The sequence below is a fragment of the Nonomuraea sp. SBT364 genome (assembly GCF_001083785.1).
Taxonomy (GTDB): Bacteria; Actinomycetota; Actinomycetes; order Streptosporangiales; family Streptosporangiaceae; genus Nonomuraea.
On the sequence record NZ_LAVL01000003.1, the window covers coordinates 123,901 to 136,552 of the forward strand.

Consider the following 12,652-nt stretch of genomic DNA (forward strand, 5'->3'; position numbering starts at 1 on the left):
TCTTTAACCCGCGATAAAGGGATTTGTGCGGCGGTCGTACCGGCTCTGATCTGCGGTCTCGGCTGACGTCCCGGCAAGGGCGTGGCATGGTTCAGGGTTGACAGCGCGGGGGCTTGAATGAGGGGGGCGGGTCGTTTTGCCGCATAATTCGCCACATATCATTGCGCGGGCTCTGGTGCCGGTCTTGGTCGTCGTGCTGTCCGCCTGTTCGGGGGTCGACGGGGCGCCGGTGTCGGCCAGGTCGAGCCTGCCGCCGGTCGTGGCGACCCCGCCCGAGTGCGCCGTCACCAGCCGGCTCATCCCGTCCTGCGGCGCCTGGTGGGGGATCGCGCCGGAGATCTTCACCGGCGCGGGCGTGACCCGGGCGCTGGAGAGCGCCGAGGAGCGCATGGGCGCCAAGGCCGACATCCTGCACGTCTACCACCGGGGCAGGGAGCTGTTCCCGACCGACGAGGAGATCCGGCTCGCCCGCGACCCGGCCAGGCCCCGGCTGCTGCTCGTCAACTGGAAGCCGTCCTTCGGCCACACCTGGGCCGAGATCGCCGACGGGGCCATCGACTCCCGGATCGACCGGCTGGCCGGCTACCTGCGGCGGACCTTTCCCGAGCGGTTCTTCCTGACGATCCACCACGAGCCCGAGAACGACGTGCACGCCGCCACCGGCTCCGGCATGCGGGCCGCCGACTACGCCGAGATGTTCCGGCACGTCGTGCTCCGGCTGCGGGAGCGCGGGGTGAAGAACGCGGTCACCGTGATGACCTACATGGGCGCGCCCAACTGGGCGTCCAAGTCGTGGTTCGAGGAGCTCTACCCGGGTGACGACGTGGTCGACTGGGTGGCCATGGACCCCTACGCCGACGGCCGGGTGAACGACTTCGGCACGCTGGTCAACAAGATGCGCGACGACTTCGACGAGTGGCCCGGCTTCTACCGGTGGATGCAGTGGCGCTTTCCCGGCAAGCCGGTCATGGTGGCGGAGTGGGGGGTGTTCGAGCGGGCCGCCGACCCGGCGTTCAAGCGGGCGTTCTTCGAGTCGGTGCGCCGGCAGATCCGCCGCTACCCGCAGATCAAGGCGCTGGTCTACTTCGACTCGCCGCACGCCCCCCGGGGCAACACCAGCTTCGACACCGAGGCGACGGCCGACCGGGCGTTCAGCGAACTCGCGAGAGATCCGCACTTCCGCGCGACGCGCGTGCCGCGGCCCTGACCCGCCACCGCCAGCCCGCCACCGTGACCACCGTGGCCGCCACGAGCGCCACCACGGTGACCGCGTTGGGGACGTCGAGCAGTTTCAGCGCCGAGGCGAGCAGCACGATCGCGAGCATCGCCCTGATGAGCCCGCCCGGCGCCCGGGAGGAGATCCGCGCGCCCAGGTAGACGCCCGGGATCGAGCCGATGAGCAGCGAGAGCGTGAGATCCGCCTGGAAGTCGCCGAACAGCAGGTGGCCGAGCGCCGCCGACACGACCAGCGGCACCGCCTGTACGAGGTCCGTGCCGACGAGCTGGTTGGCCTTGAGCGCCGGATAGAGCGCGATCAGCGCCACGATGATGAGCGACCCGGAGCCCACGGACGACACCCCGACGACCAGCCCGCCTACCATACCGACCAGTAGGGTCGGTATTGGGCGCACGACGATCTCGCGGGCCTCCGCCGTGCCGCCCCGGTCGCCCAGCAGCGCCTTGGCGGCCAGCCCGGCGACGGCCAGCAGCAGGGCGACGCCAAGTGCGTACTTGACCCCGTCGCCGACCGCGAACGCCCGCGCCAGGAAGACCCCGCAGAACGCGGTCGGCACCGAGCCCGCGCACAGCCAGCCGACCAGCTTCAGGTTGACCGTGCCCCGGCGCAGGTGGACGACGCTGCCGACCGGCTTCATCACCGCCGAGGCCACCAGGTCGCTGGAGACCGCGGCCAGCGGCGGGACGTTGAAGAACAGCATCATCATCGGCGTCATCAGCGCGCCGCCGCCCATGCCGGTGAGCCCGACGACGATCGCCACCAGGAAGGAACCGGCGATGAGCGGGAGGTCGATCACCGCACCCACCCGCCGCCGCGCAGCGTGTCGAGCACCCGCCCGACGGCCGCCTCGATCGAGAGGTGCGTGGTGTCGATCGTCAGATCGGCGTCGTCCGGCTCCTCGTAGGGATCGGAGACGCCGGTGAACTCGGGGATGAGCCCGGCGCGCGCCTTGGCGTACAGGCCCTTGCGGTCGCGGCGCTCGCACTCCTCCAGCGGCGTGGCGACGTGCACGAGCAGGAAGTCGGCGCCGACCGACTCGGCCATCTCCCGCACTTCCGCCCGGGTCGCCGCGTAAGGGGCGATGGGCGCGCAGACGGCCAGCCCGCCGTGGCGCGCCGCCTCGGCGGCCACGAACCCGATCCGCCGGATGTTGAGGTCGCGATCGGCCTTGGAGAACGTCAGCCCCTTCGACAGCAGGTGACGCACCACGTCGCCGTCGAGGTAGGTCACCGTGCGGGTGCCCAGCTCCAGCAGCGCGTCGCGCAGGCCGCGGGCGATCGTGGACTTGCCCGATCCGGACAGCCCGGTGAAGAACACCACCAGCCCCCGCCTGTGCGGCGGCCCCGGGATGCGCACCGGCTCGGGCCCGGCCAGGTGCTCGCTCGCGCCGTAGGCGAAGGCCACGTGCTCACGCAGCTCCAGGTCGATCTCGGGCTCCTCGCGCGGCGCCAGCGGCACCGGCACCACCAGCGTGCCCTCGGGCAACTGGTCCCTGGCCCGCAGCGCGGCCCTGACCACGCCGGGCCCGGCCTCGCCGTACGCGAGGGGGAGCAGGAGGATGACGGCGTCGAGCTCCTTGGCGGTGGCGACGATCTCGCCGAGGTCGTCGAGCGGCCCGCGCATGGTGACGGCCAGTGCGTCGCGCCCGCCCAGCTCCACGCGGACCTCGTCGGGAGTACGGCGCAGCCGCGCGAACGGGCCGTGCTCGGCCGCGCCGAGGCCCTTCACCGGGCCGGCGGCCAGCCCGTCGTGACCCCGCTCGGTCACGCTCAGCACGGCCAGCGGCACGCCTTCCGGGTCGAGCAGCGTGACCTCGTCACCCGGGGCCGCCTCGCCGGGCAGGGTGATGGTGACGGGCGCGGGCCACGGGGTGCCGTCGGCAAGCGTGCCGCGCTCGTGCACCGTGTGCAGGTCGTCATGGCCGAGGAACCCGGTCAGCGGCTGGAACGCCCCGGACAGCAGCAGCTCCAGGTCGGCCAGCTCGCGCGCGTCGGGGGTCCACTCCACGATCCGTCATCCCAACTATTCCGATTACATTGGTAGGAAAACATACCACTGCTCTCGGCGGGACCGCTAGATGAGGCGGGCGAAGTGATACTCGGGCTTCCTGATGACCATGGTGATCTCGTCGTGGGTGGCAGGGTATCGCCCCCGGGTCAGCCGGGCGGTCAGGCCGACGAGCGCCCCGCCCACCCGGCCCATCGCGGGCCCGCTGGTGGCGGTCTCCTCGTCGGTGATCAGCAGGCCCCGGGTCAGGCAGAACGCGTGCATCCCGTCGGCGGAGGCGAGCGGCCCGTGCACGACGGGCAGCGGCCCCGGGGTCCCCGGGACGACGAGCCGCCGCCACAGCAGCCGCCGCAGCCAGGCCGGGGTGAGCCGCTCCAGCAGCGCGTAGGCCGACTTCCTGTCGCGCATCCGCAGCAGCACCAGGCCGCCGGGGCGCAGCGACTGCAGCAGCCGGTCGAAGACCAGCTCCGCGTGCTCGATGCGCTCCAGCAGGAACGAGAGCTGGATCACGTCGAAGGAGCGGGGCGGCAGCGCCGCCGAACGCAGGTCGCCGAGCGCCCAGGCGACGAGGTCGGCCCGCTCCTCGACCACCCCGCGTATCGCGGGCAGGTCCTCGTCGACCCCGGTGACACGGACGTCGATGCGCCCCAGCCCCAGTGGCTCGTCGTGGGCGCACCCTGCGACCAGCACGTCGAGGCGCCGGCCGAGCTGACCGGTCCACTGCTCGCGGATCCGCTGAACAAAGAGATCGCCCCCTTGGGCGACCGACCGCACGTCAGACATGTGACCCACAGTAATCAATAACTGGCGTGGAGTAAGGGACATCGGTCTCTCGCGAGCGTTTCCGTACCACCGGCGGCGGACGGTTGGCGAGCACCGGCCAGTAGTCTGGAATGACCACACCCCCGCTGCCGTTCGGCCGGGGGTAGTCGTGTTGCCATCATGGGGCGAACTGATGAGTCTTTCCGGACTGCTTGACCTTGTCTCCGCCGATCCGAACCTGGCCGCCGCCCTCGAACGGGGCGGCGGCGTGGGCCTGGTCGCGCCCGCCGCGCTGCGGCCGTTCGGCGTGGCCGCGCTGGCCGGGCACGACCAGCGCGCCGTGCTGGCCGTCACCGCGACGGGCCGGGAGGCCGAGGACCTGGCGGCGGCGCTGACCAGTTTGATCGAGCCGACTTCGGTGGCCGTGTTCCCGGCCTGGGAGACGCTGCCGCACGAGCGGCTCTCGCCCCGCTCCGACACCGTGGGCCAGCGGCTGGCCGTGCTGCGCAGGCTGGCGCACCCGGTCAAGGGTGACACCGCCGCCGGGCCGCTCAGTGTGATCGTCGCGCCGATCCGGGCGTTGCTGCAGCCGATCGTGAAGGGCCTGGGCGATCTGGAGCCCATCCGGCTGCGCGCGGGTGACGACGCCGATCTGGACGAGGTCGTGGCCAACCTGGTCGGCAACGGCTACCACCGGGTCGACATGGTGGAGAAGCGCGGCGAGGTCGCGGTGCGCGGCGGGCTGCTCGACGTGTTCCCGCCGACCGAGGAGCACCCGCTGCGGCTGGAGTTCTGGGGCGACACGGTCGAGGAGATCCGCTGGTTCAAGGTGGCCGACCAGCGCTCGCTGGAGGCGGCGGAGGAGGGGCTGTTCGCGCCGCCCTGCCGTGAGCTGCTGCTGACCGGCGAGGTGCGGGCCAGGGCGCGGGAGCTGGCCGAGCGCCACCCGGCGCTGGCCGAGGTGCTCGACCAGCTCGCCGAGGGCACGCCGGTCGAGGGCATGGAGGCGTTCGCCCCCGCGCTGGCCGGGGACATGGACCTGCTGATCGACCATCTGCCGGCGCGGGCGGCGGTGTTCGTCTGCGACCCCGAGCGGATCAGGAGCCGGGCCGAGGAGCTGGTGCGCACCTCCCAGGAGTTCCTGGAGGCGTCCTGGATCAACGCGGCGGCCGGGGGCGAGGCGCCGATCGACCTGGGCGCCGCCGCGTTCCGCTCGCTGGAGGAGATCCGCGACCACGCCGGGGCCCTGGGGCAGCCGTGGTGGACGATGGCGCCGTTCGGCACCGGGGTCGAGCTGGCCGCGCACGACTCCGAGGCGTACCGGGGCGACACCCGCAGGGCGCTGGAGGACGTCAAGGGCTGGCTGGCCGAGGACAAGGCCGTCGTGCTGCTCAGCGAGGGGCACGGCCCGGCCGAGCGCATGGTCGAGGTGCTGAAGGGCGTCGACGTCCCCGCCCGTCTGACGAAATATCTGGACAAGGCGCCGGAGCCCAAGGTCGTGCACGTCTCGACGGGGCTCATCGAGCACGGCTTCGTCACCCCCGGCCTGGCCGTCCTCACCCACCTCGACCTGGTGGGCCAGAAGGCGTCCACCAAGGACATGCGCCGCCTGCCGTCGCGCCGCCGCAACATGGTCGACCCGCTGCAGCTCAAGATCGGCGACCACGTGGTGCACGAGCAGCACGGCGTCGGCCGCTACATGGAGATGGTCCAGCGCACCGTCCAGGGCGCCACGCGCGAATACCTGGTCATCGAGTACGCCAAGGGCGACCGCCTCTACGTGCCGACCGACCAGCTCGACGAGGTCACCCGCTACGTGGGCGGCGAGGCGCCCACGCTCAACCGGATGGGCGGCGCCGACTGGGCCAAGGCCAAGTCGCGCGCGAAGAAGGCGGTCAAGGAGATCGCCGGCGAGCTCATCCGCCTCTACTCGGCCCGCATGGCCTCGCCCGGCCACCCCTTCGGCGCCGACACGCCCTGGCAGCGCGAGATGGAGGACGCCTTCCCCTACGCCGAGACCGGCGACCAGCTCGAAGCCATCGACGAGGTCAAGCGCGACATGGAGCGCGGCGTTCCGATGGACCGGCTGATCTGCGGCGACGTGGGCTACGGCAAGACCGAGATCGCGGTCCGGGCGGCGTTCAAGGCGGTGCAGGACGGCAAGCAGGTGGCCGTGCTGGTGCCGACCACGCTGCTGGTGCAGCAGCACATGTCGACGTTCACCGAGCGCTTCTCCAGCTTCCCCGTCACGGTCAAGCCGGTCTCCCGCTTCCAGACCGACGGTGAGGTCCAGGCCACCCTCGACGGCCTGCGCACCGGCGCCGTCGACGTGGTGATCGGCACCCACCGGCTGCTCAGCCCCGAGGTCAGGTTCAAGGACCTGGGCCTGATCATCATCGACGAGGAGCAGCGGTTCGGCGTCGAGCACAAGGAGGCCATGAAGCACCTGCGCACCCAGGTCGACGTGCTGGCGATGTCGGCCACGCCGATCCCGCGCACGCTGGAGATGGGCCTGACCGGCATCCGTGAGATGTCCACCATCCTCACCCCGCCGGAGGAGCGGCATCCCATCCTCACCTTCGTCGGCCCGTACGACGAGAAGCAGATCGCGGCGGCCATCCGGCGCGAGCTGATGCGCGACGGGCAGATCTTCTTCGTGCACAACCGGGTCGCCTCGATCAACCGGGTCGCGGCCCGGCTGCGCGAGCTGGTGCCCGAGGCGCGGATCGCGGTCGCGCACGGCCAGATGAACGAGCACCAGCTTGAGAAGATCATGGTCGGGTTCTGGGAGCGCGAGTACGACCTGCTGGTGTCCACCACGATCGTGGAGTCCGGGCTCGACGTGCCCAACGCCAACACGCTCATCGTGGACCGGGCCGACAACTACGGCCTGTCGCAGCTCCACCAGATCCGGGGCCGGGTGGGCCGGGGCAGGGAGCGCGGTTACGCGTACTTCCTCTACCCGCCGGAGAAGCCGCTGACCGAGACCGCCCACGAGCGGCTGGCCACGATCTCGCAGCACACCGAGATGGGCGCGGGCATGTACGTGGCGATGAAGGACCTGGAGATCCGCGGCGCCGGCAATGTGCTCGGCGCCGAGCAGTCCGGCTTCATCGCGGGCGTCGGCTTCGACCTGTACGTCAGGCTGATGGCCGAGGCCGTGCAGGAGCAGAAGGCCAAGCTGTCGGGCGTCGAGGTGCAGGAGGAGCAGCACGACGTCAAGGTCGAGCTGCCGATCAACGCGCACATCCCGCACGACTACGTGACCTCCGAGCGGCTGCGGCTGGAGGCCTACAAGCGGATCGCGGCCATCTCCGCGCCGATCCACATCGACGAGGTGCGCGAGGAGCTGACGGACCGCTACGGCAAGCCGCCCGTCGAGGTGGACAACCTGCTGGAGGTCGCCCGGTTCCGGCTCAGGGCGCGGCAGGCCGGGCTGACCGACGTCACGCTCCAGGGGCAGAACATCAAGTTCGGTCCCGCCGTGCTGAAGGAGTCGCAGCAGGTCCGGCTCGACCGGCTCTACAAGAAGGCCATCTACAAGCAGGCGGCCGAGACGCTGCTGGTGCCGGTCCCCAAGACGAAGCCGCTGGGCGGGCAGCCGCTGCGGGACCTGGACCTGCTCAAATGGTGTGGCGACCTGGTGGAGGCGATGTTCCTCGAGCCGGCGCGGGTAAGCTAGCGGCGATTTTTGTCGAAGGGATGCACGTGAAGTCGATACGAGCGGTTTTGGCCGCTGCCGCGGCGGGAGCCAGCCTCCTCGCGCTGACCGCCTGCTCAACGCCCGTCGAGGCCGGCGCGGCGGCCGTCGTCGGCAACCAGCGGATCTCGGCCAAGGATCTCAACCAGAACGTCCGGGAGTTCGAGGCCGCGCTGAAGAAGGCCAACATCACGCCCGAGCAGCTCGGCGTGCCGGTCACCCAGTTCGTCCTGTTCCGGATGACCAACCAGGCCCGCTACCAGCAGCTCGCCGACAAGCATGGCATCACGGTCACCGAGACCGAGATCGAGGCGGCGCTCCGGCAGCCGGGCCAGCAGCAGTCGCCCGAGATGAACCTGCTGTCCAAGGGCGTCTCCCCGGCGAACGCGCGCCCCTACCTGCGGGCCGAGCTGGGCGCGGCCAAGCTGATCGAGAAGCTCGGCGGCACCGAGAGCCAGCAGGCGGCGGCCAAGTGGAGCGAGGAGTACAACGCGATCAAGACGCAGTTCAGCCCTCGCTACGGCAGCTTCCAGCAGGACGCGGGCTTCGTCGACCCGGGCCGCTTCGGCAAGCCGGTGCAGCCGCCCCAGCAGCAACAGCAACAGCAACAGCAGGGTTAGGCATGCCGCTCGTCGTCGTCACCAGCTCGCCCCGGGTCGCGCCGGGGCTGCTGAGCCACCAGGCGTGGCAGGCGCTGCGTTCCGGCCCGGTGCTGACCGGAGCCGACGGCCATCCCCAGCTTCCCTACCTGGCCGAGGCGGGGATCGAGGTCGCCGTGGTGACGCCGGACGCCGCCTCGCTGGCCCGGCGGGCGGTGGCGGAGAGCGTCGTGTGGCTCGCCTCCGGCGATGACGAGGACTTCATGCGCGCGCTCGGCCACGCCGCCGTCGCGCTGCCCGACCCGCCGCTGATCGAGGTCGTGCCCGGCTCCTACGACCTGCCGGGCGCCCGCGTGCTCGACCTGGTCGCGGTGATGGACCGGCTGCGCGTCGAGTGCCCCTGGGACCGCAAGCAGACCCACGAGTCGCTGGTGCCCTACCTGCTCGAAGAGGCGTACGAGGTGCTGGAGACCATCGAGGAGGCCGACTACCCGGCCCTCCGCGAGGAGCTCGGCGACCTGCTGCTCCAGGTGGTGTTCCACGCGCGGGTGGCCGACGGGTTCGACATGGACGACGTGGCCGCCGGCATCGTGGACAAGCTGGTGCGGCGGCACCCGCACGTGTTCGGCTCGGTCCGGGCGGAGACGGCCGACCAGGTCAACGACAACTGGGAGGCCATCAAGGCGGCCGAGCGGGCGTCCAAGGGCAGCGAGTCGCTGCTCGACGGCGTGCCCATGGGCCAGCCCGCGCTGTCGCTCGTGGCACAGCTCGTCCGGCGGGCCGAGCGCGGCGGGGTGCCCGAGAGCCTGGCGGCCGCCGTCGGCCAGGGGATCGCCCGCGAGCTGTGGGACCTGGTGCGCCGCGCCCAGGAGGCCGGCCTCGACGCCGAGGCCGAGCTGCGAGCGGCGGCACGCGCCTACCGCGGCAGGGTGCGCGCCTGGGAGTCGCGAGAGGGCCGATAGGCTCTGAGCCCATATTGCCTTTCGATTTAGGAGCGCATCCCGTGGCTACCATCGAGGTCGTATACGCTCGCGAGATCCTCGACTCCCGGGGCAACCCGACGGTCGAGGTCGAGGTGATCCTCGACGACGGCAGCACCGGCCGCGCGGCGGTGCCCAGCGGCGCGTCCACCGGCCAGTTCGAGGCCGTGGAGCTGCGCGACGGCGACGAGCGCTACGGCGGCAAGGGCGTGCAGCAGGCCGTGCTCGCCGTCACCGACGAGATCTTCGACGAGATCCACGGCGTCGAGGCCGAGGACCAGCGCATCGTCGACCAGATCATGATCGACCTGGACCGCACGCCCAACAAGGCCAAGCTGGGCGCCAACGCCATCCTGGGCGTCTCGCTGGCCGTGGCCAAGGCCGCCGCCGACAGCGCCGAGCTGCCGCTGTTCCGCTACGTGGGCGGCCCCAACGCGCACGTGCTGCCCGTGCCGATGATGAACATCCTCAACGGCGGCGCGCACGCCGACACCAACGTGGACATCCAGGAGTTCATGATCGCGCCGATCGGCGCCGCGACGTTCCGCGAGGCCGTCCGCATGGGCACCGAGGTCTACCACGCGCTCAAGGCCGTGCTGAAGGAGAAGGGCTACGCCACGGGCCTGGGCGACGAGGGCGGCTTCGCGCCCAACCTGCCGTCCAACCGCGACGCCCTCGACCTGATCCTCGTCGCCATCGAGAAGGCCGGCTACCGGCCGGGCGAGGACATCGCGCTGGCGCTCGACGTGGCCGCCTCCGAGTTCCACAAGGACGGCGTCTACACCATCGACGGCAAGGGCCTGTCCGCCCAGGAGCTCATCGCCTTCTACCAGGACCTGGTCGACAACTACCCGCTCGTCTCCATCGAGGACCCGCTCGACGAGGAAGACTGGGAGGGCTGGCACGCGATCACCGAGGCGCTCGGCGCCCGGGTGCAGCTCGTCGGCGACGACCTGTTCGTCACCAACCCGGAGCGGCTGGAGCGCGGCATCAAGGCCGGCACCGCCAACGCGCTGCTGGTCAAGGTCAACCAGATCGGCACGCTGTCGGAGACCCTCGACGCCGTCGACCTGGCCCACCGCAACGGCTACAAGTGCATGATGAGCCATCGCTCGGGCGAGACCGAGGACACGACGATCGCCGACCTGGCCGTGGCGGTCAACTGCGGTCAGATCAAGACCGGCGCGCCGGCCCGCTCCGACCGGGTGGCCAAGTACAACCAGCTGCTGCGCATCGAGGAAATCCTCGACGACGCCGCCCGTTACGCGGGTCGGGGCGCTTTCCCGCGATTCCAGCGCTAGTTTCGGGTACGGCCCGCGGTGGGCGAGTCCTGCCGCGGGTCCCGTCGCCGTCTGAGGGGGTAGTGCGTTGGCGAAGAGACCGCAGCTGACCGGGCGGGCCGCCATCCTGGCGATCGTGGTGTGCGCGATCGCGATGAGCCTGGCCTACCCCGTGCGCGAGTACATCGCCCAGCGGCGCAACATCGCCGAGCTCCGCGAGGAGAAGTCGAGGGTGGAGGCCGAGCGCCAGCGGCTGGTCGCCGAGGCGCAGCAGGTGCGCGACCCCAACTGGATCAAGCGCACGGCCAAGGAGCGGCTGCACTACTGCGGGCCGGGCGAGAAGTGCTACGTGGTGATGGACGCCGATCCGGGCAAGGGCCGGACGGCGGTGAAGCAGCAGGCGGCGCCGCCGCCGTGGTATCAGACGTTGTGGGAGTCGGTGCAGGCCGCCGACAACGGCACCGGCCGCAGGGCGGGTGTGCACGAATCAGCCGGTGTCACCGGCACGGGGGAGAAGGACAGCGTTGGAAAGCAGTGACGTCGAGGCGGTCGAGCGGCAGCTCGGGCGGCCTCCCCGAGGGCTGCGCGAGGTGGCGCACCGCTGCCCGTGCGGCAACCCCGACGTGGTCGAGACCGCGCCGCGGCTGCCCGACGGTTCGCCGTTCCCCACGCTCTACTACCTGACCTGCCCCAGGGCCGCCTCCGCGATCGGCACGCTGGAGGGTTCCGGCCTGATGCGGGAGATGCAGGACCGGCTGGCGGGCGACCCGGAGCTGGCCGCCGCCTATCAGGCGGCGCACGACGACTACGTCGCCCGGCGTGACAAGGCCGCCGAGGAGGAGGGCCTGGAGCCGCTCCCGCGTGACATGCAGAGCGCCGGCGGCATGCCGCTGCGGGTCAAGTGCCTGCACGCGCTCGTGGCGCACGAGCTGGCGGTGCCCGGGAGCAACCCGTTCGGCAGGGAGGCGCTGGACGCGCTCCCCGACTGGTGGAGTGACGGACCATGCGCGTAGCCGCCGTCGACTGCGGCACCAATTCCGTGCGGCTGCTCGTCGCCGACGTCGGCGACGACACGCTGACCGACGTCGAGCGGCGGATGGAGATCGTCCGGCTGGGCGAGGGGGTGGACCGGACCGGGCGGCTGTCGTCCGACGCGCTGGAGCGCACGTTCGGCGCCATGCTGCGTTACCGCGAGCTGATCGACCGGCACGGGGCCACCGCCACCAGGGTCGTGGCGACCAGCGCCACCCGCGACGCCGACAACCGCGACCGGTTCACCGACGGCGTCCGGGAGATCTTCGGCGTCGCGCCCGAGGTGGTGACGGGCGCGGAGGAGGCCGAGCTGTCGTTCAGCGGCGCCACCCGGGGCCTGCTGCGGCTGTCGCCGGAGACCGAGGTGCCGCAGGGCCCGCTGCCGCCCTACCTGGTCGTCGACATCGGCGGCGGCTCGACCGAGTTCGTGGTCGGCTCCCGGCACGCGGAGGCGGCGATCTCCGTCGACATCGGGTGCGTGCGGCTGACCGAGCGCCACCTGCGCGACGCGGGCGACCCGCCGTCCGCGCCGGCGCTGGAGGCGGTGGTGGCCGACATCGAGGCGGCGCTCGACCGGGTCGAGGCCGAGATCCCGATCCGGCAGGCGCACACGCTGGTCGGGCTGGCCGGTTCCGTGACGACGGTGGCCGGCATCGCGCTCGGCCTTCCGGAGTACGACTCGGCGCGGATCCATCATTCGCGGATCTCCGCCGCGCAGGTGCACGAGGTGACGCGGCGGCTGCTGGCGATGACGCATGGTGAGCGTGCCGCGCTCGCGGTGATGCATCCGGGACGGGTCGACGTGATCGGGGCGGGGGCGTTGATCCTTGACCGCCTTGTGCGGCGGTTCGCGTTTTCGCAGGTAGTGGTGAGTGAGCACGACATTCTCGATGGAATTGCGTGGTCCATGGCCTAAAAAGTGGCTAAATCGGGACATAACTCGCTTGCGTTCGTGTTGAGGGTGCAATCAGTTCTGTGCTTTAGTGATCGTGCATTACGGGGGCTTTGCCATATTGCGCGACACAGATGGTTGTCGGCGTGGCAACCGTTCCCGA

The 12,652-nt window shown here is 71.2% G+C and carries 11 protein-coding genes; 8 read left to right on the top strand and 3 right to left on the bottom strand.

The window, feature by feature from the left end:
• The first annotated feature begins 175 nt into the window (after positions 1-175).
• Entirely contained in the window at positions 176-1,207 is a 1,032-nt protein-coding gene (locus ADY59_RS02930) for a glycoside hydrolase family 26 protein (protein WP_231618508.1), read from the top strand.
• Here ADY59_RS02930 and ADY59_RS02935 read toward each other — a convergent pair.
• The 3 genes from ADY59_RS02935 to ADY59_RS02945 all read right to left on the bottom strand — a co-directional run bounded on the left by ADY59_RS02935 (position 1,152) and on the right by ADY59_RS02945 (position 4,027).
• Entirely contained in the window at positions 1,152-2,033 is an 882-nt protein-coding gene (locus ADY59_RS02935; RefSeq protein WP_049557331.1) for a sulfite exporter TauE/SafE family protein, read from the bottom strand. The genes ADY59_RS02930 and ADY59_RS02935 overlap by 56 nt on opposite strands.
• Positions 2,030-3,244: an adenylyl-sulfate kinase gene (gene cysC / locus ADY59_RS02940; protein ID WP_049557196.1), complete on the bottom strand. Its 1,215-nt coding sequence runs from the start codon at positions 3,242-3,244 to the stop codon at positions 2,030-2,032. The genes ADY59_RS02935 and cysC overlap by 4 nt, the downstream gene beginning before the upstream one ends.
• A gap of 66 nt (positions 3,245-3,310) precedes the next feature.
• The gene (locus ADY59_RS02945) at positions 3,311-4,027 is read right to left on the bottom strand and encodes a class I SAM-dependent methyltransferase (protein WP_049557197.1); all 717 of its coding nucleotides are present in this window, start codon (positions 4,025-4,027) and stop codon (positions 3,311-3,313) included.
• 172 nt (positions 4,028-4,199) lie between these two features.
• Here ADY59_RS02945 and mfd point away from each other — a divergent pair, with 172 nt between their 5' ends.
• The 7 genes from mfd (at position 4,200) to ADY59_RS02980 (ending at position 12,513) form a co-directional block, all read left to right on the top strand.
• Positions 4,200-7,688, top strand: coding sequence for a transcription-repair coupling factor (gene mfd, locus ADY59_RS02950; protein WP_049557199.1), 3,489 nt, complete (start codon positions 4,200-4,202; stop codon positions 7,686-7,688).
• A gap of 47 nt (positions 7,689-7,735) precedes the next feature.
• The gene (locus ADY59_RS02955; RefSeq protein ID WP_049557201.1) at positions 7,736-8,326 is read left to right on the top strand and encodes a SurA N-terminal domain-containing protein; all 591 of its coding nucleotides are present in this window, start codon (positions 7,736-7,738) and stop codon (positions 8,324-8,326) included.
• 2 nt (positions 8,327-8,328) lie between these two features.
• Positions 8,329-9,267 (top strand): MazG family protein, encoded by a 939-nt coding sequence (locus ADY59_RS02960; RefSeq protein WP_049557203.1) that lies wholly within the window; start codon positions 8,329-8,331, stop codon positions 9,265-9,267.
• A 41-nt stretch (positions 9,268-9,308) separates the two neighbouring features.
• The gene (gene eno / locus ADY59_RS02965) at positions 9,309-10,586 is read left to right on the top strand and encodes a phosphopyruvate hydratase (protein WP_049557205.1); all 1,278 of its coding nucleotides are present in this window, start codon (positions 9,309-9,311) and stop codon (positions 10,584-10,586) included.
• A gap of 67 nt (positions 10,587-10,653) precedes the next feature.
• Positions 10,654-11,103, top strand: a complete 450-nt coding sequence (locus ADY59_RS02970; protein ID WP_082309802.1) for an FtsB family cell division protein — start codon at positions 10,654-10,656, stop codon at positions 11,101-11,103.
• On the top strand, positions 11,090-11,578 hold the full coding sequence (locus ADY59_RS02975) for a DUF501 domain-containing protein (RefSeq protein WP_156325256.1): 489 nt from the start codon (positions 11,090-11,092) through the stop codon (positions 11,576-11,578). Before ADY59_RS02970 ends, ADY59_RS02975 begins: the two co-directional genes overlap by 14 nt.
• Positions 11,569-12,513, top strand: coding sequence for a Ppx/GppA phosphatase family protein (locus ADY59_RS02980; protein ID WP_049557209.1), 945 nt, complete (start codon positions 11,569-11,571; stop codon positions 12,511-12,513). Before ADY59_RS02975 ends, ADY59_RS02980 begins: the two co-directional genes overlap by 10 nt.
• The last annotated feature ends 139 nt before the right edge of the window (positions 12,514-12,652 follow it).